Consider the following 22,984-nt stretch of genomic DNA (forward strand, 5'->3'; position numbering starts at 1 on the left):
GACTCTTAAATTTTTCGCCCTGACATGGTAACGGACTCAGGGCAATTATCAAATAACGCGAGTGGCGCGATGGTGGTATACTTGCGCGCCTGGATGCAGCCACGGGTGTGGGCTGCTGTATCATTTTCCACTACAAGCCTTTATAAGCTTGCCTAAGAAACATTGCCGCCATGAAGTTTATCATTAAATTGTTCCCTGAAATCACCATCAAAAGCCAATCCGTGCGTTTGCGCTTTATTAAAATTCTCACCGGGAACATTCGTAACGTATTAAAACACTACGACGAAACGCTCGCCGTGGTGCGTCACTGGGACCACGTTGAAGTCCGCGCGAAAGACGAAAACAAACGTCTTGATATTCGCGACGCGCTGACCCGTATCCCGGGTATTCACCATATTCTGGAAGTGGAAGACGTTCCCTTCACCGATATGCACGATATCTTCGAAAAGGCGCTGGTACAGTACCGCGATCAGATCGAAGGGAAAACGTTCTGCGTACGCGTGAAGCGCCGTGGTAAGCATGAGTTTAGCTCCATTGACGTTGAGCGCTATGTCGGCGGCGGTCTGAACCAGCACGTTGAGACGGCGCGCGTGCGCCTGACTAATCCGGACGTTACCGTTAATCTTGAGATCGAAAACGATCGCCTGCTGCTGGTTAAGGGCCGTTATGAAGGTATTGGCGGCTTCCCGATCGGCACGCAAGAAGATGTGCTGTCGCTGATCTCCGGCGGGTTCGACTCCGGCGTTTCCAGCTATATGCTGATGCGTCGCGGCTGCCGCGTGCACTACTGCTTCTTTAATCTGGGCGGCGCGGCGCACGAAATCGGCGTACGTCAGGTGGCGCATTACCTGTGGAACCGCTTCGGCAGCTCTCACCGCGTGCGTTTCGTGGCGATCAACTTTGAGCCGGTGGTCGGCGAAATTCTTGAGAAAGTGGATGACGGCCAGATGGGCGTGGTCCTGAAACGTATGATGGTGCGTGCGGCGTCCAAAGTGGCTGAGCGCTACGGCGTGCAGGCGCTGGTCACCGGTGAAGCACTGGGGCAGGTCTCCAGCCAGACGCTGACCAACCTGCGTCTTATCGACAACGTGTCTGATACGCTGATCCTGCGTCCGTTGATCTCTCACGATAAAGAGCACATCATCGATCTGGCGCGTAAAATCGGTACTGAAGATTTTGCCCGCACCATGCCGGAATATTGCGGCGTGATCTCAAAAAGTCCAACCATTAAAGCGGTGAAGGCGAAGATCGAAGCGGAAGAAGAGAACTTCGATTTCAGCATCCTGGAAAAAGTGGTGGCGGAAGCGTCCAACATCGATATCCGTGAAATCGCCCAGCAGACCGAGCAGGACGTGGTTGAGGTGGAGACGGTCAGCGGCTTCGGTGCTAACGATACGATTCTGGATATACGTTCTGTTGATGAGCAGGATGACAAGCCGTTGCAGGTGGAAGGCGTGGAGGTGGTTTCGCTGCCGTTCTACAAGCTGAGCACCCAGTTTGGCGATCTCGACCAGAGCAAAACGTATCTGCTGTGGTGCGAACGTGGGGTCATGAGCCGTTTACAGGCGCTGTACCTGCGCGAGCAGGGCTTCGCGAACGTGAAGGTGTATCGCCCGTAGCCTATTGCCCGGTGGCGCTTCGCTTACCGGGCCTACGGTACCGTACACTTGTAGGCCCGGTAAGGCGTAGCCGCCACCCGGCTTTTTTTACTCGTAGTAGTTATAAATCCCTGCCGCCATCACCAGCGATGACGCCACTTCGTACGCTTTTTCGCGCCCGACCAGCAGGTCAATAATCTTCAGGCCAAAATCAATGGCGGTACCCGGCCCCTGGCTGGTGAGCAGGTTAACGCGCGGATCCCAGACCACGCGTTTATCCACCCACTGGTCTGCCGGAATCGTATCCTTCAGGCCTGGGAAGCCGGTCATATTGCCGATGGGGAAAATGTCGTGCGGAACCAGTACCGTACCTGCGGCCGCACAGATTGCCGCGACGATACGCCCGGAAAGATGAAACTGACGAACGGTTTCAACCAGCAGCGGGCTGTCGCGGAAACACTCCGCGCCCTTCAGACCGCCCGGCAGCACGATAATGTCGTAATCACCGTCCGCCACCTGTACAAGCGGTGCATCTGCCAGGATCTTGACCCCACGCGAGCAGGTAATCGCCAGACTTCCGTCGCTGGCGACGCTGGCGGTGGTAACCTTAATACCACCACGTACCATCAAATCAATGGTGGTGACCGCTTCTGTCTCTTCGCTACCAGGGGCGAGGCATACCAGTGCCGATGCGCTCATACTCACTCTCCTTTCGTTTTACTGACTCAAACAGACGGCTGTTTTCGGCAACGGTAATGCCGTGTGCCCGGGCGCGTTTTAACAGATAACCGGTAATGTAATCAATTTCGGTATGCCGCATCGCCCGGACATCCTGCAACATTGAAGAGATATTTTCTGCCGTACTCTCAATGACCTGGTCGACATAATAACGTAAATCGGTTTCTGAGGTGTGGTAGCCTTCGCGTTCAATGACGGCGGCAACTTCCCGGCAAATCAGCGCTAACCGATCGGGATGCTGGCGCAGATCACCGTTAGGGCAATCCAGCAGGGCAGTCAGCGGATTGATCGCGCAGTTGACCGCCAGTTTGCGCCACAGTTCTGCGCGAATGTTATTGTGCCAGGCGACGTCAGGCAGCGTGCTTTGCAGGGTATCCGCAAGATAGCTGTAATCGCCGGGCTGTTCACGCGCCGGGCCGATATGGGTGATGCCACTGGCAACATGAATAATGACGTTACCGTCGCGGCGTGCCGCGTGGGTGGTTGTTCCCATCAGCAGCGGTTGCCGGACAGACTTTAGCTCTTCAATGGTACCCATACCGTTGTGAATCAGCAGGACTGGCGTGCTTTCAGGTAATTGGGCGGCCAGGCTTTTCACCGCATCGGAGACCTGCCAGGCCTTCAGCGTGACCAGCAGCAGATCGCTGCTCGCGAGAAATTCCGGATCGTTTGCCGTCAAAGACTCGTTAAAAATTGAACCGTCTGTACCTATCACATTCACACTGCAATAGGGTTGGGGAATTCGCAGCCAGCCCTGAACGTCGTGTCCCTGTTTGCATAGCGCGCTAAGCCAGAGTTGACCAAGGGCGCCGCATCCAAGCACTGTTACTTTCATTGTTCCTCCTCACCTGCAACTGCGCCAGGTGCTAAGACGCTAAGTATAGCGCCATCAGCTAAGCTTCTCGTTATGCCTCGTTGCAGGTATTATGCAACGCAACAAAAATGAAGGGAGAAGAAAAGATGCCATCTTTCGATATTGTTTCTGAAGTTGATCTGCAGGAAGCGCGTAACGGCGTAGATAATGCTATTCGTGAAGTGGAGTCACGTTTCGATTTTCGTGGCGTTGAGGCGACCATTGAACTGAACGACGCGAACAAGACAATCAAAGTCCTGAGTGAGTCTGATTTCCAGGTCAACCAACTGCTGGATATCCTGCGCGCCAAGCTGCTCAAGCGCGGCATTGAAGGGACCTCACTTGATGTACCGGAAGATTTTGTTCACAGCGGCAAAACCTGGTTTGTAGAAGCGAAGCTGAAGCAGGGGATTGAAAGCGCGGTACAGAAAAAAATCGTTAAGCTTATCAAAGACAGCAAGCTGAAAGTGCAGGCGCAGATCCAGGGGGAAGAGATCCGCGTGACCGGAAAATCCCGTGATGACCTGCAATCCGTGATGGCGCTGGTGCGTGGCGGCGATCTCGGTCAGCCATTCCAGTTTAAAAACTTCCGCGATTAAGACAATTATGCCCGGCTAAACCGGGCATTTTTTCAGGCCTTCAGCGCCTGCTCTACCTCAAAGCGGTTAGTCACTTTGCTGTCAATTTTGACATACGCACTGCGCTCTTCCGGGACAATCAGCACTTCGCTCACGCCCTCTGTCGCTTCCAGACGCTGTTGTAACGCGTCACCGATTGCCACGTCATCGGGAATTTCTACCCGCAGGCTACTCACATAGCGCGGCTCTTTCATGGTGCTGGCAACAAACAGCCAGAGCATCGCCAGTAGCGCACCGGCGAGGAACACGGTCTGAGAATCAAAAAGGCCGTCCACCCAGCCGCCGAGGGACCCGCCGATCGCCACGCCGAGAAACTGGCTGGTGGAGTAAATGCCCATCGCGGTGCCTTTGTATCCTGCCGGAGACTCTTTGCTTATAAGCGACGGCAGCAGGGCTTCCATCAGATTAAACGCCAGGAAGAACAGCTGTACGCCTGCGATCAGCTCCCAGAAATGTGGGCCGGCGCCCCACAGCACAATCTCGGCAATCAACAGTAACGCCACGCAGCCCACGAAGACGCGTTTCATTTTGCGCTTCACTTCGGCGTAAATAATGAAGGGCACAACGGAGACAAACGAGATCAGCATTGTGACCAGATAAATTTTCCAGTGCTCTGCCGCCGGGAAACCTGCTGCGGCAAGTTGACCGGGCAGGGCGACAAAGGTGGACATCAGCAGAATGTGCAGGCACATAATGCCGAAGTTCAGCTTAAGCAGGCGCGGCTCGGCGATGACTTTGCTGAAGCAGCCTTTGACCATCCCGGATTCACGGTTCAGGACATGGTTTTTACTGTCCGGCACAACCCACAGCGTGAGTGCGATCCCGATGGTTGCCAGCACGGCTATCATCCAGAACAGGGCGTGCAGGCCGAGTGAATGGGTAATAATCGGCCCCAGCACCATGGCAATGGCAAACGTAACGCCGAAGCTGACGCCAATAAACGCCATGGCTTTGGTGCGGTTTTGCTCGCGGGTTAAATCTGACAGCAGCGCCATCACGGCGGCGGCAATCGCCCCGGAACCTTGCAGGGCGCGGCCAAGAATAATTCCCCAGATGGAGTGGGAGAGGGCAGCGATGATGCTGCCAAGTACAAACACCAGCAGCCCGCCGACAATCAGCGGTTTGCGACCCACGCGGTCGGAGAGCAGGCCAAAGGGGATCTGGAATATCGCCTGCGCCAGGCCGTAGATACCGATCGCCAGACCAATCAGCGCTTCGCTGGCACCCTGTAACGCCATGCCATATGTGGTCAGAACGGGCAGGACCATAAACATGCCAAGCATCCGCAGCGAGAAAACAGTCCCTAAACCCCAGGTCGCACGCAGTTCACCTGGCGTCATTTTATAATCGTTCATTACCACCTCTACCAAAAAGCAGGCCATAGTTTAGGCGGGGTGATAAGTGCGGTAAATAGGTGTTTGTTTAAGAGATATTACGAGGGTGTGATAAAAGCACCCCCGGATAAAAAATTACGCCTCGACGCGCAACCCGTAGCTTTTAAATTTCTCAAGAACAATGGCAATTTCATCGTCACTGAGTACCGGAACGGGATCCACGATCGCCAGCGTGGCCAGGTAGAGTTTTGCCAGCACCTCTACCTCCTGCGCCAGCCACAGTGCCTTCTCAAGATTTTCTTCGCAGGTGATCAGGCCGTGGTGCTGTAATAGCGTCGCTTTGCGATCGCGTAACGCGACCGCGACATGCTCTGACAGCGCGCGCGTCCCGAAGGTCGCGTAAGGCGCGCAGGGAATGGAGTTTCCCCCGGCGGCGGCAATCATATAGTGAATAGCAGGAATGGGGCGGTTGAGTATCGAGACGGCGGTACAGTTAACCGCATGGTTATGGACGACGGCGTTAGCATCCGGGCGGGTCTGATACACAACCTGATGAAAACGCCATTCGCTGGAGGGCAGTTTATCCTCTTCGTGTCGCCCCTGTGCATCGACATAGACGATACTCTCTTCGGTCAGATGCTCGTAGGGAATTCCGGTCGGCGTAATCAGCATACCGTCGCGATAGCGAACGCTGATATTCCCGGCGGTGCCCTGATTTAATCCCATGCGGGTCATCTCAAGGCAGGTGTCGATAATGTCTCTGGCTAATCGGGCTCGTTCCATTTTTTATTCTCCGGGTACAGTTTTATTTTTACTGGCGGGAACGTTTGACCAGCTTCATATCGACTTTCGCCGTCTCGTTGACCGCTTCGCCGTCGATGGCTCGCTGCATCAGTTCAAACGCTTTTTCCGCCCAGGTATCTTCATCCTGCTGCATGGACCAGACGCTGTTAGGCAGGAACCCCAGCATGGGGTGCTCATCGAAGGTGCCAATATTGATGTGTTGAGGCACGGTACCGGTACGCGTCCGCAGGGCTTCGATTGCCCCTTCCAGGACGGGTAACGATGAGGCGATGAACGCCTGCGGAACACCCTGGCTGTCGATAAGCGAATCCATCAGGGCATATCCCCCCTCCGGCGTATTGTCCGGCCCTTCGATGACCCACTCGCGATGGTGAATACCGGCTGTTTTCAGGGCCTGCAAATAGCCGTTCAGACGGTCCGTAATGCTGGGCAGTGCGGTATCGCCCACAAGGAACCAGAGCGGCGTTTTGCACTCTTCCAGCATATTGCGGGCCAGTTCATCCCCCCCAGCCTCGTTATGACTCTCTACCAGCGCGTTGTCAGTAAAGCCAAAATCCCGGTCAAGGAGCACCAGTGGCTTTTGGATCTGCCGCAAATGATGCTGCTGATTTTCCAGCGTCGAGGGAACGATAAATAAGCCGTCCACGTTGCGCGCCATCAGAGCTTTTACCAGCTTGTTTTCGTAATCCACATCGTTGTAAGTACAGCTGATCATCAGCTGGTAACCCGAACGGCGGCAGCGCAGTTCGAGTTTCTCGGCGAGCGTTGCAAAGAACACGTTTGAGATGTTGGGCACGATGAGCCCCAGCGTCTCGGTTTTGTTTAACTTCAGACTGCGCGCCGAATGGTTGAGGGTATAGCCGAAGCGCTCGACGTGTTCATTAATTCGGGACTGTGTTTTCACACTGATCCGATACTGTTCGGCTTTCCCGCTCAGTACCAGCCGCACGGTGGTGACGGATAAATTCAGATCCTTCGCTATCTGTTCAACTGTTTTGGCCATCGCTACGCCTCAATCCTTAACGTACGTAAAAACTGCTGATAAAGCATACGCATCCTGCCATTACATTTCCTGCTGCATCAGGAGATTAAGCGCCTGTTGCTGGGTCCACAGCATCAGGTACGCCTCATATTTTTGCCGGTGGAAGGCCGCGGTTTCCGGCCGACAGGTGATGATATCGCCGGCTTTGACCATTTCCCGGGTGGCGTCGGTAAGCGTTGCCCATGCACCGCTCGCCACAGCGCCGCAAATGGCCGCGCCGAGAGTGACCGCATCTTCTTCGGCTAAAAGGTGAATATCGCAGCCTGTGGCATCGGCATACTCCCGCAGCCAGAGCCGGTTATGAGTAGCTCCACCACAAATGACAATGCGCGACAAGGTGTGCCCATGATGTTTCAGAGTATCCATAATGTGTCGTGTGCCGTAGGCAATGGCCTGTAGCGTGGCCAGATAGAGCCTCGCCAGCGCGCGCTCACCGGTCTCTAATGTCAGACCGACAACGCTGCCCCGGGCATCAGGACGCGAACGCGGCGAGCGGTTGCCGTGGTGATCGGCCAGAATGTGCAGGTTGCGGGTGGGATATTTTTCTTCCTGTTCAAGCGCGGCTACCCAGTCGTTGAGTAATGCCACCGGATGGCATTGCGCCGCTTCTGCTTTTGCAAACAGCTCTGCGCTGACTCCGTGCTCGCGCAACGTCCAGTCGACCAGCGCCCCGGCAGCACTTTGCCCGCCTTCCGTCAGCCAGTAGCCCGGCAGCATGGCGCTCCAGTAAGGTCCCCAGACGCCGGGCGTATGGATCTCCGTCTGACTGGCAAGCATATGGCAGTTCGAGGTTCCGCTGATGAGCGCCAGCGTGCCTTCCGGGTGTGAGCCCGTCAGCGCCACGCCACCCGCGTGGGCATCGATCATGCCGCTTGCCACAACCACTTCTTCGGACAAACCCAGAGCTTGCGCTGCCTGCGGGCTAAGTTTCCCGACGCATTCAGCGACGTCCAGAATAGTGCCGGGAATTTTTGTCAGTAAGTTTTCCAGCCCCACCGCTCTGAGCAGCGATTCGCTGAACTGCGCCTCATGCGCAAGGTAGTTCCATTTGCAGGTGAGGGTGCACAGGCTGGCGACGTCCTGGCCCGTCGCTTTCCAGACCAGAAAATCGGCAAGGTCGTAAAAGCGCCAGGCCTGATTCCAGGTTTCAGGATGATGCCGCTGCAACCACAGCAGTTTTGGCAACTCCATCTCGATGCTGACCTCGCCGCCCACGTAGCACAGGGCCGGATCGCGTGTGGCATTGATGTGAACGGTTTCTTCGTGAGCACGATGATCCATCCACATAATGATGTCCTGCGATGCCGGACTGTCCGGGGAGACGCTCAGGCCGTTACCGTCAGCATCCAGCGCGACCAGCGAGCACGTGGCGTCGAAGCCAATCGAACGAATGGCGTCAGGTGAAATCCCAGAGGAGTCGACGGCTTCCCGCACCACCGCACAAACCTGCTGCCAGATTTCCACAGAGGATTGTTCCACGCGCGCATTGCTGGCGTGAAACTGCGAAATCGGACGGGTCGCGAAGCTCAAACGCTCGCCTTGCGCAGAGTAAAGCCCTGCACGAACGCTGGCTGAACCTACATCTACCCCGAGGAAATAGCCGTCACTCATCATGAACTTCCTTATTTTTTACCAAACGGATGCAGCAGTTTATCAATTTCAGGCGTGTTGATATTCTGCGCATTGACATATTTCACTGGAATATCAATTTCTTTGGCCACCGTCTGTCCGGAAATCACCGCGTTCAGCGCTTTTATGCCCTGATAACCAATCTGATAGGCGTCCTGCACCACGAAGCCCTGAATCACACCGTTTTTAAGGAAGTTAATGATGGCTTCGGTGCTGTCAAAACCGATGACTTTTACTTTGCCCTTCAGATTCTGGCTGTCGATAGCGTTCGCAACGCCCAGGGTTGAGCCTTCGTTGGTGGCATAAATACCGGCGATATCCGGGTTGGCCTGAACCATATCAATGGTTTTATCCATCGCTTTTTGCGGGTCGCCATCGCTGTATTGCACCGGCAGTACCTGAATATTCGGGTACTTCTCTTTCATCCGCTCGCTGAACCCTTCAGAGCGCTCAATGGCGGACGTCGTCCCGGCTACGTGGGCGATAATACCCACTTTCCCCTTCTGGCCTACCTGCTCCGCCAGCGCATCCGCAGCCTGTGCGCCCGCCTTACGGTTATTGGTGGCGACAAAGCTGGCCGGGATATCCGAGTTCACGCCCGAGTCGAAGGTCACCACTTTGATCCCCCGGCTGTTTGCGGTTTCGACCAGCGGGGCAAGGGCGTTTGCATCAAGTGCGGCCAGCAACAGGCCGTTTGGCTTTTGTGCCATGGTGTTTTCGACTAACTGGATCTGTTCGGCGATTTGCGTTTCATCGGCAGGGCCAACGTAGCTGGTTTTGTCACCCAACTCTTTTGCGGCAGCTTCCGTTCCCATTTTGACCGTCTGCCAGAATTCGTGCTGGTAACCTTTACTGACCACCGGCAGGTTTAAATCTTTTGCCAGCGCGCTGCTGGACAGGATGGCAACGAGCGACAGGGCGCTCAGGATATGGCTGGTTTTCATTATTTTGCTCCGTTGTAGGGTTGGCAGGGCTTGTTGTATCGAGAACCTAACGCATTCTTTTACGTAACGTGTCCAGGTAGACGGCGGCAACGACGACCACGCCCATCGCCACCATCTGCCAGAACTGGGACACGCCCATGAGATTGAGGCCGTTTTTCAGCACGCTCATAATGAACGCGCCTATGATGGTGCCGCCAATCGTGCCCACGCCGCCCATCAGACTGGTACCGCCGATCACTACCGCCGCAATGGCTTCCAGCTCATAACCCACGCCCACGGTTGGCTGGCCTGAGTTGAGACGAGAGGCGAGGATCACCCCGGCCACGCCGGTTAACAGGCCGCAGAAGGCGTAAACGAAAATTTTCACTCGCTGGACTTTGATCCCGGAAAGGTGTGCCGCCGTTTCATTGCTGCCGACAGCGTAGATATAGCGGCCCATCACCGTTTTCTTCAGGATCCACATGGCGATCAGTGCCACGATGACCAGGTAGAACACCGGATAAGGCAGAACGTCGAACAGGCGACCCTGTGCTAGCAGCTTGAACTGCGGGTAGTCAGAAAAATAAATCGCGCGGCCATCGGTCATCACCATATTGATGCCGCGTACCGACATCATTAAGCCGAGGGTGGCAATAAACGGTGGTATGGTCATTTTGGTGACCAGAAACGCGTTCACATAGCCGCAAAGTCCGCCTGCGAGCACGCCTGCCAGAATACAGACCGGCAACGGCATACCAAACCCGGCGGCGATGCCCACCGCAACCCCTGAGAACGCCACCACCGATCCGAGTGACAGGTCGATCCCGGCGGTAATAATCACAAAGGTCACGCCAATGGCCATGATGCCAATCACCGCCGTTTGCAGGGCGATAGTCATGATATTTTCTGTATTAAAGAAGAACGGAGAGCTGAAGCTGAAAAACAGAACCAGCAATACCAGGCTAAAAAGAGGCGCCAGACGCATCAGGAGCGCTTTATTTATTTTCATCGTATGACTTCCGCTTTGCGGCGATGGAACGGTAACGGACATGATTAATCCTCCAGCGTGGCGTATTGCATGATTTTTTCCTGGGTGGCGTGCTCAGCCGCTATTTCGCCGGCAATGCGGCCGCTGCGCATCACGAGTATGCGGTCGCACATTCCTAATACTTCCGGCAGTTCGGATGAAATCATGATGATCGATTTACCTTTAGCGACAAGGCGATTCATTAATTCGTAGATTTCCAGCTTGGCACCAACGTCAATTCCCCGGGTTGGCTCATCAAAAATTAAAATATCGGTGTCTTTGCAGACCCAGCGGGCAATAATAATCTTCTGTTGATTACCGCCGCTTAAATTCAGTGCCGCCTGTTCCAGATGTGGCGTTTTTATTCGCAGCGTATCCACCAGTTTCTGGCTGGACTCCCGGCAGCGTTTTTCATCAACATTACCCGCGGCGCCAGCGTAGTCCGGGTAATTGCCGAGCATAATGTTCATCTCAACAGAAAGGCCCAGGGCGAGTCCCTCTTTTTTGCGGTCTTCTGTTAAATAGCTGATGCCTTTCTCAATGGCGTCAGCCACGTCTTTAATACGTGTGGGGGTGCCGTTCAGCGTCAGGGTGCCAGCGTCGATCGCATCGGCGCCAAACAGGGCCCGGCCCAGTTCAGTTCGGCCTGCGCCCATTAAGCCAGCGAGACCGAGGATCTCACCGCGCCAGAGGGTAAAGTTGATGTCATGCAGTACACCATTACGCGTCAGGCCGTTCACCTCCAGCACTTTTTCTCTGCGCTGATGCGGCGGGCGTTTTGGGTAGATGTTATCGAGATTGCGGCCAACCATCATGGCGATAAGCTCGCCGATCTGAACCGTTTCATAATCTACGGTGGCGATGTATTGTCCGTCGCGCATGACGGTCGCGCGATCGGCGATCAGCGCCAGCTCTTCCAGACGGTGCGAGATGTAGACAATCCCCGTGCCCTGAGCCTTGAGCATCCGCGTGACGTCAAACAAACTCTCGATTTCACTTTCGGTCAGCGCGGCGGTGGGTTCATCCATGATTAGCACTTTGGCATTGACCGAAATCGCTTTGGCAATTTCCACCATCTGCTGCTGGGCTACGGTTAATTCACTGACGCGGGCGTCCGGGGCGATTTTTAAATTCAGCATGTGCAGTATTTTCTCAACCGCCTGTCGCTGGGCGCGTTTATCTAACTGCCAGCGACTATTTTTGCAGAATTCACGGCCAATAAAGATATTCTCTTCCACGGTTAAATCGGGGAAGAGATTAAATTCCTGATGGATAATCGTAATACCTGCATGCTGAGCACTTAGCGGATCGCTGAATGATACGGATTGCCCTTCAAAGCGAATTTCACCGGCATCAGGTTGGTAAACACCGGATAATATTTTCATCAGCGTCGATTTGCCGGCACCGTTTTCACCTAAGAGGGCATGAACTTCGCCGCAGCGTAAATCGAAATCAACCTGATTCAGCGCCAGCACGCCGGGAAAGCGTTTGGTAATGCACGTCATCTGAATAAGAGTCTCTGACATTGCAAAATTCCTGTGTTGGAAAGGCAATGAATCACAAGCCACAGTGATTTAGTTAATAAGCTAACTCGACTTAGCTTTCGTCCTTAAAAGCTATTTTAGGGTTATAATTTAGCCAAATCATTTGTATTCAAATTGTGACGTCGTGCAAAGGTATTTTGTTATTTGATTGAATTTAAACGATATGTTTAGTTTTTGCTGAATCGTAATACCTGACACTGATCGAATTTTGACCTCTCATCGTGAAACTGCTCACAGATCCTGCACATTTATCTTGTCTCATTTTTAGTGTGAACCCTAAGCTAATTCGAGTTAGCAAATTTCACCACTTTCCGTTCACGGCGCTGCCTGGGCGCTTTTTCACGGCTATGCCCCTGAGACGGATAGGTTAACCAACGTGAGGAAGGGCTATGAAAACGATAAAAGCGTTACCCCGTATTGGCATTCGACCTGTTATTGATGGCCGCCGAATGGGCGTACGCGAGTCTCTGGAAGAGCAGACCATGAACATGGCGAAAGCCACGGCGGCGCTACTCAGTGAAAAATTACGCCACCCCTGCGGTACGCCCGTTGAGTGCGTAATTGCCGATAGCTGCATTGCCGGAATGGCGGAGGCCGCTGCTTGCGAAGAGAAGTTCAGCACGTGCCACGTTGGTCTGACGATCACCGTCACCCCCTGCTGGTGTTACGGGAGTGAAACCATTGATATGGATCCGCTGCGTCCGAAAGCGATCTGGGGCTTTAACGGCACCGAGCGTCCGGGGGCAGTATATCTCGCGGCGGCACTGGCGGCGCATAACCAGAAAGGGATCCCGGCGTTTTCCATATATGGCCACGATGTACAGGATGCGGGCGACGAGACCATCCCGGCAGACGTCGAAGAAAAATTGTTGCGCTTCGCCCGCGCGGGCCTGGCGGTCGCCAGCATGAAGGGGAAAAGTTATCTGTCGGTGGGCGGGGTCTCGATGGGGATTGCGGGCTCGATTGTCGATCACAACTTCTTTGAATCCTGGCTGGGGATGAAGGTGCAGGCGGTGGATATGACCGAACTGCGTCGCCGCATCGATCATAAGATTTACGACGAGCAAGAACTTGAGCTGGCCCTGGACTGGGCGCAAGCACATTTCCGTTTCGGCGAGGATAAAAACGCGGAGCAGTATCGTCGCAATGAACAGGAGAATGCCGCGATCCTGCGGGAGAGTCTGCTGATGGCGATGTGCATCCGCGACATGATGCAGGGTAACCCAAAACTCGCTGCGATGGGCCGCGTGGAGGAATCTCTGGGCTATAACGCCATCGCGTCCGGGTTCCAGGGACAGCGCCACTGGACGGATCAGTATCCAAATGGCGATACCGCAGAGGCGCTGCTGAACAGCTCCTTTGACTGGAACGGTATTCGCCAGCCGTTGGTGGTGGCGACGGAAAATGACAGCCTGAACGGGGTAGCAATGCTGTTTGGACATCTGATGACCGGTACAGCGCAAATCTTTGCCGACGTGCGCACCTACTGGTCGCCAGAGTCGGTTGAGCGTGTTACCGGCCAGAAACTCACTGGACGGGCTGAGCAGGGCATTATTCATCTGATCAACTCCGGCTCGGCGGCACTGGACGGTACAGCGGAGCAGAAAGACGCCGAGGGGAAACCGACCCTGAAACCACACTGGGACATTACTGAGCAGGAAGCCAACGCGTGCCTGGCCGCAACCCACTGGTGTCCGGCGGTGCATGAATACTTTCGCGGGGGCGGTTTCTCATCAAACTTCCTCACCCGAGGTGGCGTGCCATTTACCATGACCCGCGTAAACCTCATCAAGGGGGTGGGCCCGGTATTACAGATAGCGGAAGGCTGGAGTGTTGAGCTGCCGGAACAAGTACATGACATTCTGAATAAGCGCACCGATTCAACCTGGCCCACCACCTGGTTTGCCCCACGTCTGACCGGTAAAGGCCCGTTCAGTGACGTCTATTCAGTGATGGCGAACTGGGGCGCTAACCACGGAGTATTAACCGTCGGGCACGTCGGTGCTGATTTCATCACCATGGCGTCCATGCTGCGCATTCCCGTGTGCATGCATAACGTACCGGAGGCGCTGATTTATCGGCCGACGGCCTGGGGCGCTCACGGTATGGATCCGGAAGGGCAGGATTACCGCGCCTGTGAAAATTACGGACCGTTATACAAACAATAAGCCGGTTTGCCAGCCTGCTCCGGCGGACTGGCAGCCTGTGGGGACCGCAATGAAAAAATGTTTTCTGGTTCTCGATTGTGGCGCGACGAACGTGCGCGCCATTGCGCTGGATCCTGAAGGGAATATTGTGGCGCGAGCCTCGGTGGCGAACGAAAGCGAAAGTGTCGCTGAAAATCCGGCCTGGCACCAGTGGTCGCTCGACGCCATCATGCAACGTTTTGCCGTCTGTTGTCAGAAAATCAGCGCAGTGCTGAGCAAGCATCAACTGTGCGGAATGAGTGTGACGACCTTTGGCGTGGATGGCGCGCTGGTAGATGAGCGGGGAGAACTGCTTTACCCGATCATCAGCTGGAAATGTCCACGGACCGTGCCGGTGATGGAAGCGGTTGCCCGTTTGTGCTCCCCGGCTGAACTACAGCAGATCACCGGCGTTGGGCAGTTTAGTTTCAACACGTTGTATAAGCTAGGCTGGCTTCAGGACAACCATCCCGATCTGTTACAGCGTGCTCACGCCTGGCTTTTTATCTCCTCGCTAATCAACCATCGCCTGACCGGAAAAATGACGACCGATCTCACGATGGCCGGTACCAGTCAGATGTTCGATCTGCATCAGCGGTGCTTCAGCGAAACGATCTTAAGCAAGATCGGCGTGCCTCATTCCCTTTTCCCGCCGCTGGTTTCCCCCGGGGAGATGATGGGTGAACTGCAGCCCGACGCTGCATCCAGACTCGGATTGCCTTGCGGTGTGCCGGTGATCTCCGCCGGGCACGATACGCAGTTTGCCCTTTTTGGCGCCGGTGCGGGAATTAATGAGCCGGTTCTCTCTTCGGGAACCTGGGAGATTTTAATGGCGCGCACCTCGCAGGTTGATACCGCTTTACTGGGGCAATACCCGGGCGCGACCTGCGAACTGGATAGCCGGACAGGGCTCTATAATCCGGGAATGCAATATCTGGCGTCTGGCGTACTGGAGTGGATCCGCGCGCTGTTCTGGTCGCCTGATGTCAACTGGGACACTATTCTGGCTCAGGCGGCGGCAATTCCGTACGGGGCGGATGGCGTCACGATGAATACCCAGTTGCTCGATTCTCCGCTCGCCGGCTGGCAGGGCGTTACGCTCACCACCACGCCAGCCCATTTTTACCGCGCAGCCCTGGAAGGACTCACGGTGCATCTGCAAGAAAAACTCCAGGCGCTGGAGGCGATCGCGCAATTTAAGGCGCGTGAACTCCTGCTGGTGGGGGGAGGTAGCCGCAATATGCTGTGGAATCAGCTCAAGTCCAATGCGCTTGGGATCCCGGTGAAGGTTCTTGAAGATGCAGATACGACCGTGCTGGGAGCGTCTTTGTACGGATGGTGGGGCGTCGGAGAAACGGCCAGCGCTGAGGCTGCTCGCGATCGGGTCCACTATCGTTACCGTTATTTCTATCCTGAGGAGCAAAGCCGTGCTTAAAACGATATCCCCACTGATTTCACCCGAGCTGCTGAAAACGCTGGCAGAGATGGGCCATGGTGACGAGATTATTTTTGCAGACGCTCACTTTCCCGCGCACAGCCTGGGGCCAAAGACGATCCGCGCAGATGGCCTGCTCATCAGCGATTTGCTGGCCGCGGTGATACCGCTGTTTGAACTCGACAGCTATGCGCCACCGCTGGTGATGATGGCCCCTGTCGACGGGGATACGCTCGATATACAGGTAGAAGCACGCTATCGCAACGCACTCTTTGGTGAGGCGGAAGGGGAGGGGATTATGCGTATTGACCGTTATGCGTTTTATGCGCGGGCACAGAAAGCGTACGCCATTGTGGTGACAGGCGAGACAGCGAAATACGGCAATATACTGTTAAAGAAAGGGGTTACGCCGTACCAATAAAAAACGCCGGGTTTAACCCGGCGTTTTTACTTCAGTCTTCTTACCAGACGTACGTCAGCAGGCTTTGTGAATCTGGCACCATGAAGTCTACGGACATCATCACGGACAGGGAGGTGATGGCGACAATCGAGAACACAAACAGCTTGCGTGCCCAGACCTTGTCATCTTCCACTTTGTAACCGCGCAGAGCCATGCCGAGCCACCAGACGCTCACCGCAGCTGCTACCACCAGATATTTATATCCGGCGTAACCGCCCAGAGAGAGCATCAGCGTTGCCACGGCAAAAGCGATGATGTACAGCGTGATGTGGTTTTTGGCAACTGAGATGCCTTTCACGACCGGCAGAACCGGAATGTTCGCTGCCTGATAATCCTTAAAGCGGAAAATCGCGATGGCGTAGGAGTGCGGCATCTGCCACAGGCTAAAGATAGCCAGCAGGATCAGCGCACCGCTGTCGAACTCGTTCGTGACGGCGCAGTAGCCAATCACCGGCGGCGCAGCGCCGGAGAGAGAACCAATCAGCGTGCCGTAGACGGAGTGGCGTTTCATATACAGGCTGTAGACGCCTACATACACCACGAACCCCATCACCCCCAGCCAGCAGGCCAGCGGGTTAGCACCAAACCACAGCAGCATAAAGCCAGCAATACCCAGCAAGGTGGCGTACACCAGCGAGACGGAAGGAGCAATCAGGCCTTTAACCAGCACCCGATTTTTGGTCCTTTCCATCTTCTTGTCGATATCCATGTCGATGTAGTTGTTAAATACACAACCGGACGCAACCACCAGTGACACACCGACCAGCGTGTAAATAAAGAGGGTGTAATCAATGCTGCCTTTAGAGGCCAGCAGGAACCCTCCGATTACGGAGATCAGGTTGCCAAAGATGATGCCTGGTTTCGTGACTTGCAGGTATTGCTTAAACATACTCGCCGCTCTTAGTGAACCATCATGTTGTAGTTAAGGTTCCACATAATCCAGATGGAACCGACTACCAGGATAGCGATGATAATCACGGTAAAGATAAAGGCCGTCATGTTCCAGCCTTCATCGGACTTGGTGTTCATGTGCAGGAAGCAAACCAGATGCACCAGAATCTGAATCACCGCGGTCACCAGGATTGCGCCCAGGATAACCGGCTTAGATGCAGAACCGTTCATCACCATCCAGAACGGGATCACCGTCAGGATGATCGACAGGATGAAACCTGTCATGTAGGTTTTTACGCTGCCGTGGGAAGCGCCATGATCGTTAGAATGACTCATTACATCGCCCCCATCAGATAGACAACAGAGAACACACAGATCCATACCACGTCCAGGAAGTGCCAGAACAGGCTCAGGCACATGATACGGGTACGGTTAGTACTGGTCAGGCCGCGACGGGAGATCTGGAACATCAGCACTGCCATCCAGATCAGACCAGAGGTCACGTGCAGACCGTGGGTGCCGACCAGCGCGAAGAACGCTGACAGGAAGCCACTGCGATCCGGACCAAAGCCTTCCGCAATCAGGTGATGGAATTCATAGATTTCCATCCCGATAAAGCCAGCACCAAACAACCAGGTCAACGCCAGCCAGGAAACAACCTGGCTTTTGTTGTTTTTGTACATGGCGATAGCCGCCATGCCGTAGGTGATGGAGCTGAATAACAGCAGTGCGGTTTCAACCAGAACGAACGGCAGCTCAAAGATGTCCTTACCGGTCGGGCCGCCCGCTGTGCCGTTCACCAGAACGGCATAGGTTGCGAACAGACAGCAGAACAGGATGCAGTCGCTCATCAGGTAGATCCAGAAACCGAAGACTTTCGTCGGTCCTGTATCATGGTGCGCATGTTCATGCGCGTGGGCAGTCGAGTGCGCCAGAGTATCAGTTGCCATTTTTCAGCCCCGCTTTAGAAATCTCGTCAAAATGCTGGTTTTCCAGCTTTTCAACTTCACGGACTGGTACGTAGTAGTCCACGTCCTCGTCAAAGCTCTTCACAATCCAGCTGATTACGATGCCAGCGAAGCCAACAATCGCCATCCACCAGATGTGCCAGATCATTGCGAAACCAAATACCGTTGCGAAGGCGGCAATCACGATGCCCGCACCGCTGTTTTTCGGCATATGGATCTCTTCGTAATGTTCAGGTTGCTTGTACGCTTCACCTTTTTCTTTCATTTCCCAGAATGCGTCACGCTCATGAATGTGCGGCACTACGGCAAAGTTATAGAACGGAGGTGGAGAAGAGGTAGACCACTCCAGCGTACGGCCACCCCACGGGTCACCGGTCAGGTCGCGGTTCAGGTTACGGTCACGGATAGACACGTAGTACTGAATCAGCTGGCACAGGATACCGCAGGCAATCAGCGCGGCGCCGCCCGCTGCAATCATCAGCATCGGATGGAACTGCGGATCGATCTGCTGGCTCAGACGACGGGTCATCCCCATGAAGCCCAGCACGTACAGCGGCATAAACGCCACGAAGAAGCCGATGATCCAGAACCAGAACGCGCGTTTGCCCCATTTTTCGTTCAGGGTGAAACCGAACGCTTTTGGCCACCAGTAGGTCACACCTGCGAAGCAGCCGAAGACGACGCCGCCGATGATAACGTTATGGAAGTGCGCAATCAGGAACAGACTGTTGTGCAGGACAAAGTCAGCGCCCGGAACCGCCAGCAGCACGCCGGTCATCCCACCTACGGAGAAGGTCACGATGAAGCCGATGGTCCACAGCATCGCTGAGTGGAACTGGATACGGCCCTGGTACATGGTGAACAGCCAGTTGAAGATCTTAACCCCGGTCGGGATCGCGATAATCATAGTGGTAATACCGAAGAAGGCGTTTACGTTGGCGCCCGCACCCATGGTGAAGAAGTGGTGCAGCCAGACGATGAACGACAGGACGGTAATACACACGGTTGCCCACACCAGAGAGGTGTAACCAAACAGACGTTTACGCGAGAAGGTTGCCGCGATTTCGGAGAACACACCGAACACCGGCAGAACCAGGATGTACACTTCCGGGTGACCCCAGGCCCAAATCAGGTTGATGTACATCATCATGTTGCCACCCATATCATTCGTGAAGAAATGGGTACCCAGATAGCGATCCAGGGTCAGCAGCGCGATGGTGACGGTCAGAATTGGGAACGACGCGATAATCAGGACGTTGGCGCACAGAGATGCCCAGGTAAATACTGGCATCTTGAACATCGTCATACCTGGTGCACGCATCTTCAGGATGGTCACGAAGAAGTTAATACCGGTCAGGGTGGTACCGACACCGGAGAGCTGAAGCGCCCAAATCCAGTAGTCAACGCCCACGCCCGGACTGTACTCAATTCCCGAAAGTGGCGGGTAGGCCAGCCAGCCGGTCTGAGCAAATTCGCCCACACCCAGTGACAGGTTAACCAGGATAACGCCGACAACGGTGAACCAGAAGCTCAGGTTGTTCAGGAACGGGAACGCAACGTCGCGCGCGCCGATTTGCAGCGGAACGACAACGTTCATCAGACCGATTACCAGCGGCATCGCCACGAAGAAGATCATGATAACGCCGTGAGCGGTAAAGATCTGATCGTAGTGGTGCGGTGGCAGGAATCCGGCTTCGCCCGCAGACGCAAGCGCCTGCTGGCTACGCATCATGATTGCATCCGCAAAGCCACGAATTAACATGACGATACCGACGATGCAGTACATGATGCCGAGTTTTTTGTGGTCAACCGAAGTCAGCCACTCGTTCCACAGGTAGCTCCACTTACCGAAGTAAGTGATCAGGCCAACTAAGGCCGCGCCACCAATGATAATTGCAGCAATCGTAACCATGATAATGGGTTCATGGTACGGCACCGCATCCAATGTCAATTTTCCGAACATTTTCTTCCTCGGCCCCTTAGTGAGCGGTTTCCGCGTGGCTCATGTCCATGCCTTCCATACCCTGGTGCGTGTTGTGCTCGCCTTCAGGCTGGGTCATGTCCATGCTCATGCCGTGATCCATAAATTTGCCAATAACATCTTTGAACAGATTCGGTTTCACGTTAGAGAAGTACTCCACCTTGTTGTATTCGCTAGGTGCAGCCACTTTTTCGAACGCCGCCATGTCAGACATGGTGTTTGGAGACTGCTTCGCTTTTGCAACCCACTGGTCGAAAGTCGCGCGGTCTGGCGTAGCGATAGCTTTGAACTTCATACCCGAGAAGCCCGGGCCACTATAGCTGGCGGAGATACCGTCGTAGGTGCCTGCTTCATTCGCAATCAGATGCAGGTTAGTCTGCATACCGGCCATCGCGTAAATCTGGCTGCCCAGACGTGGGATGAAGAAGGAGTTCATTACGGAGTTGGAGGTCACTTTGAACTGAACCGGAGTGTTCGCCGGGAAGGCGATTTCATTCACGGTAGCAATGCCCTGTTCTGGATAGATGAAGAACCATTTCCAGTCCATGGAGACCACTTCAATGGTAATGGGTTTTTCATCGTGAACCAGCGGTTTGCTCGGCTCAAGTGCGTGAGTGGTTTTCCAGGTCAGTACAGCAAGGAACAGGATGATCAGAATAGGTACCGTCCAGACCACAGCTTCCACTTTATTGGAGTGTGACCAGTTAGGGCTATACTTCGCATCTTTATTGCTCGCACGATACTTCCAGGCGAAACCAACAGCCATCAAGATGGCAGGAATAACCACAATCAACATCAGGCCAAAAGCCGTCAGTATCAATGAACGTTGTTCCAGTCCAATCTGTCCTTTGGGGTCTAGTAGTGCAGAATCGCAGCCACTGAGTAATACAGTGCCTGCGAATAATGACAACCATCCCAAACTTTTATTGTATTTCCTGAGTCTCATTTAACGACCTCAATTCCACGGGAGTCTGGTGGCGTTTAAAGTGTGGGGGCATTTTACGGGAAGGTTACATTACTGTAAACATCATTAGCCCTGTGTCAGGAAGGTGTTACTGGGTTCTGCCGCACATGTCACAAGTGTTGCAGATTATGTCGCGTTTCCAGACGGAAGCCGCACGGAGTGGGCGTTATAACGAAAGGGTGCCCCAGCATACCGCAAAAGGGACAATTGGTATAACCATTGCGAAAAACACACAATTAGTTAACAATTAATTATCAATAAAAAGACAACTAAAAAACGAAAATTCAATGTTTCGAATGCTGAATCGTTTAATGAAAAATAGCGTAGCGAAATAAGCTCCAATAATTTCCGAATGCTATCCCGCACAAAACAACAAATATTTTTTTTGTCGATGGCGGTTATTTCACCGTTATAATTTCGGGCTGTTATTACAACGGGAAATAACCTTTCGCTTTTTACTTCATGTCATCTGCGTTTTTCGTAATGACATGAAATCCAGCATCCCACCCGTCAGGATCCCCGCCAGGGCGAGAAACACACCTGCATCAAGCAGAAGGGTTTCAAAAGGAAGTGAAAAGTCGGTAGTCGCATTCATGATGAGCACCGTGAGCCACCCTACCAGGGCAAGACAACCTGCCATTAGCAGACGCAGGGCAAACCGATAGGCAGCGTGATATTCCGTGCGCGGCATGAAGTGTTCCGTCCGCTGGGTATATTCCAGCGTCTGGCGACAGACCAGCAGCAATAAAATCCCCGGCACGGCCGCCACCACCGAGAAGAGATAAAAGGTCGGCCAACCGTAGGCTTCAACAAACCAGCCCGCGACGGGGCCAACGTATACGCGCCCGACGGCGGAAAGGGCAGAGAGCAGCGCAAACTGGGTAGCGGAAAATGACTTATTGCACAGCGTCATCAGCAGGGCGACAAATGCCGCAGTGCCCATACCGCCGCACAGGTTCTCAAAGAATACCGCCGTCCCCATACTGATCATATTCTTGTCGGTGATCGACAGCAGCCAGTAACCGGCATTCGATGCGCCCTGAAGGATGCCAAATATCAGCAGAGCGCGGAACAGCGTCAGGCGCTGCATCAATACGCCGCCGTACAGCGCGCCGACAATCGTGGCAAACAGCCCCAGGGTTTTGTTCACCACGCCGACCTCGCCCGCATCAAACCCGACGCCGCGGATCAGGAAGGTAGTGGTCAGACTCATGGCGAAAGCGTCGCCAAGCTTATAAAGGACAATAAGCAGCAGGATCAGCCAGGCATTATTGCGACCAAAGAAGTCGCGCAGCGGTGCGGCGACGGCCTGCTCCAGCGAGCGTGGAACCGGGATCACATCGCTCGGTTCAGGCGCGAACAGGGTGGCAATAATGCAGGGGATCAGCAGTGCGGCCATCAGCCAGTACATGCCCTGCCAGCCGAGATAGCGGTCAGCAAGCCACAGTGCGAGTCCGCCGGAAACCAGCATACCCAGGCGGTAGCCGAGCACGCTGATTGCCGCACCGGCGCCACGCTCTTCCGCTGGCAGGACGTCCGTTTTCCAGGCGTCAAAAACAATGTCCTGCGAGGCGGAGCAGAAGGCGATGACCACCGCAAGCGCGGCCATCCAGCGCAGCTGCGTTGACGGTTCAAGGAAACCCATTGCGGCAATGGCCAGCAACAGCAGCACCTGCGTCATCACTAACCAGCCGCGACGGCGCCCGAGGAACGGTGGGGTATAGCGATCCATCACTGGCGACCACAGGAACTTAAAGACGTAAGCCTGGCCGACGAGTGAGAAGAAACCAATGGTTTTAAGATCGATGTTCTCAACCGTCATCCACGCCTGTAACGTGCCGGAGGTGAGCGCAAGGGGTAAACCGGAGGCGAAACCCAGGATCAGCAGAATAGCTGATTTCGGTTGCTGGAAAATGCGTAAGTAGTGACTGGACATGTTCTTATGAACTGACCCGGTGAAGCACCGGGT

The 22,984-nt window shown here is 54.5% G+C and carries 20 protein-coding genes; 5 read left to right on the forward strand and 15 right to left on the reverse strand.

Features of this window, described 5'->3' with window-relative positions; all coding sequences use genetic code 11:
• Nucleotides 1–170: 170 nt before the first annotated feature.
• Nucleotides 171–1,619: a tRNA uracil 4-sulfurtransferase ThiI gene (gene thiI / locus ACOT1A_RS13110; RefSeq protein WP_022647230.1), complete on the forward strand. Its 1,449-nt coding sequence runs from the start codon at nucleotides 171–173 to the stop codon at nucleotides 1,617–1,619.
• Nucleotides 1,620–1,706: 87 nt separating this feature from the next.
• Here the strand turns inward: thiI and yajL are convergent, their stop codons facing one another.
• Together yajL and panE are read right to left on the reverse strand one after the other, a co-directional pair.
• Nucleotides 1,707–2,297 carry a protein deglycase YajL gene (gene yajL / locus ACOT1A_RS13115; protein ID WP_063163471.1) on the reverse strand — a complete coding sequence of 197 codons (591 nt, stop codon included), beginning with the start codon at nucleotides 2,295–2,297 and terminating at the stop codon, nucleotides 1,707–1,709.
• On the reverse strand, nucleotides 2,260–3,171 hold the full coding sequence (gene panE / locus ACOT1A_RS13120; protein ID WP_276170048.1) for a 2-dehydropantoate 2-reductase: 912 nt from the start codon (nucleotides 3,169–3,171) through the stop codon (nucleotides 2,260–2,262). Before panE ends, yajL begins: the two co-directional genes overlap by 38 nt.
• Nucleotides 3,172–3,296: 125 nt before the next feature.
• Between panE and ACOT1A_RS13125 the strand changes: the two genes are divergently transcribed.
• The gene (locus ACOT1A_RS13125) at nucleotides 3,297–3,788 is read left to right on the forward strand and encodes a YajQ family cyclic di-GMP-binding protein (RefSeq protein ID WP_022647233.1); all 492 of its coding nucleotides are present in this window, start codon (nucleotides 3,297–3,299) and stop codon (nucleotides 3,786–3,788) included.
• A gap of 32 nt (nucleotides 3,789–3,820) precedes the next feature.
• Here the strand turns inward: ACOT1A_RS13125 and ACOT1A_RS13130 are convergent, their stop codons facing one another.
• The 7 genes from ACOT1A_RS13130 to ACOT1A_RS13160 all read right to left on the reverse strand — a co-directional run bounded on the left by ACOT1A_RS13130 (nucleotide 3,821) and on the right by ACOT1A_RS13160 (nucleotide 12,112).
• Nucleotides 3,821–5,182, reverse strand: coding sequence for an MFS transporter (locus ACOT1A_RS13130; protein WP_022647234.1), 1,362 nt, complete (start codon nucleotides 5,180–5,182; stop codon nucleotides 3,821–3,823).
• 114 nt (nucleotides 5,183–5,296) lie between these two features.
• Nucleotides 5,297–5,944 (reverse strand): L-fuculose-phosphate aldolase, encoded by a 648-nt coding sequence (gene fucA, locus ACOT1A_RS13135; RefSeq protein WP_017383181.1) that lies wholly within the window; start codon nucleotides 5,942–5,944, stop codon nucleotides 5,297–5,299.
• 28 nt (nucleotides 5,945–5,972) lie between these two features.
• Nucleotides 5,973–6,968 carry a LacI family DNA-binding transcriptional regulator gene (locus ACOT1A_RS13140; protein WP_023299444.1) on the reverse strand — a complete coding sequence of 332 codons (996 nt, stop codon included), beginning with the start codon at nucleotides 6,966–6,968 and terminating at the stop codon, nucleotides 5,973–5,975.
• A gap of 60 nt (nucleotides 6,969–7,028) precedes the next feature.
• Nucleotides 7,029–8,618, reverse strand: coding sequence for an FGGY-family carbohydrate kinase (locus tag ACOT1A_RS13145; RefSeq protein ID WP_032624754.1), 1,590 nt, complete (start codon nucleotides 8,616–8,618; stop codon nucleotides 7,029–7,031).
• Nucleotides 8,619–8,629: 11 nt separating this feature from the next.
• Nucleotides 8,630–9,580 (reverse strand): ABC transporter substrate-binding protein, encoded by a 951-nt coding sequence (locus ACOT1A_RS13150; RefSeq protein WP_000858088.1) that lies wholly within the window; start codon nucleotides 9,578–9,580, stop codon nucleotides 8,630–8,632.
• 46 nt (nucleotides 9,581–9,626) lie between these two features.
• Nucleotides 9,627–10,610, reverse strand: a complete 984-nt coding sequence (locus ACOT1A_RS13155) for an ABC transporter permease (RefSeq protein WP_022647237.1) — start codon at nucleotides 10,608–10,610, stop codon at nucleotides 9,627–9,629.
• Nucleotides 10,611–10,612: 2 nt separating this feature from the next.
• Nucleotides 10,613–12,112, reverse strand: coding sequence for a sugar ABC transporter ATP-binding protein (locus ACOT1A_RS13160; protein ID WP_276170049.1), 1,500 nt, complete (start codon nucleotides 12,110–12,112; stop codon nucleotides 10,613–10,615).
• 407 nt (nucleotides 12,113–12,519) lie between these two features.
• On the opposite strand from ACOT1A_RS13160, the gene fucI reads away from it, so the two are divergent.
• From fucI to fucU, 3 genes are read left to right on the forward strand one after another with little or no spacing between them, the layout of a single operon-like run.
• Complete coding sequence (fucI, locus tag ACOT1A_RS13165) at nucleotides 12,520–14,298, forward strand: L-fucose isomerase (protein ID WP_038415501.1); 1,779 nt, start codon at nucleotides 12,520–12,522, stop codon at nucleotides 14,296–14,298.
• A gap of 49 nt (nucleotides 14,299–14,347) precedes the next feature.
• Entirely contained in the window at nucleotides 14,348–15,751 is a 1,404-nt protein-coding gene (gene fucK, locus ACOT1A_RS13170; RefSeq protein ID WP_276170050.1) for an L-fuculokinase, read from the forward strand.
• On the forward strand, nucleotides 15,744–16,172 hold the full coding sequence (fucU, locus tag ACOT1A_RS13175) for an L-fucose mutarotase (RefSeq protein WP_023299449.1): 429 nt from the start codon (nucleotides 15,744–15,746) through the stop codon (nucleotides 16,170–16,172). Before fucK ends, fucU begins: the two co-directional genes overlap by 8 nt.
• A gap of 40 nt (nucleotides 16,173–16,212) precedes the next feature.
• On the opposite strand, the gene cyoE is transcribed toward fucU, so the two are convergent.
• From cyoE to ampG, 6 genes are all read right to left on the reverse strand, one after another.
• A complete protein-coding gene (gene cyoE / locus ACOT1A_RS13180; protein WP_022647242.1) occupies nucleotides 16,213–17,100 on the reverse strand; it encodes a heme o synthase in 888 nt (295 codons plus the stop codon).
• 11 nt (nucleotides 17,101–17,111) lie between these two features.
• Entirely contained in the window at nucleotides 17,112–17,438 is a 327-nt protein-coding gene (locus tag ACOT1A_RS13185) for a cytochrome o ubiquinol oxidase subunit IV (RefSeq protein ID WP_006809888.1), read from the reverse strand.
• Nucleotides 17,438–18,052, reverse strand: coding sequence for a cytochrome o ubiquinol oxidase subunit III (locus tag ACOT1A_RS13190; RefSeq protein ID WP_022647243.1), 615 nt, complete (start codon nucleotides 18,050–18,052; stop codon nucleotides 17,438–17,440). The genes ACOT1A_RS13185 and ACOT1A_RS13190 overlap by 1 nt, the downstream gene beginning before the upstream one ends.
• Nucleotides 18,042–20,033, reverse strand: a complete 1,992-nt coding sequence (gene cyoB / locus ACOT1A_RS13195; RefSeq protein WP_006809887.1) for a cytochrome o ubiquinol oxidase subunit I — start codon at nucleotides 20,031–20,033, stop codon at nucleotides 18,042–18,044. Before cyoB ends, ACOT1A_RS13190 begins: the two co-directional genes overlap by 11 nt.
• Before the next feature lie 16 nt (nucleotides 20,034–20,049).
• Nucleotides 20,050–20,997: a cytochrome o ubiquinol oxidase subunit II gene (gene cyoA / locus ACOT1A_RS13200; RefSeq protein ID WP_006809886.1), complete on the reverse strand. Its 948-nt coding sequence runs from the start codon at nucleotides 20,995–20,997 to the stop codon at nucleotides 20,050–20,052.
• Between the two features lie 478 nt (nucleotides 20,998–21,475).
• Nucleotides 21,476–22,951, reverse strand: a complete 1,476-nt coding sequence (gene ampG, locus ACOT1A_RS13205; protein WP_063147915.1) for a muropeptide MFS transporter AmpG — start codon at nucleotides 22,949–22,951, stop codon at nucleotides 21,476–21,478.
• Nucleotides 22,952–22,984 lie beyond the last annotated feature (33 nt).

The sequence above is a fragment of the Enterobacter cloacae complex sp. SYL003 genome (assembly GCF_049236925.1).
In the GTDB taxonomy this organism is placed as follows: Bacteria; Pseudomonadota; Gammaproteobacteria; order Enterobacterales; family Enterobacteriaceae; genus Enterobacter; species Enterobacter intestinihominis.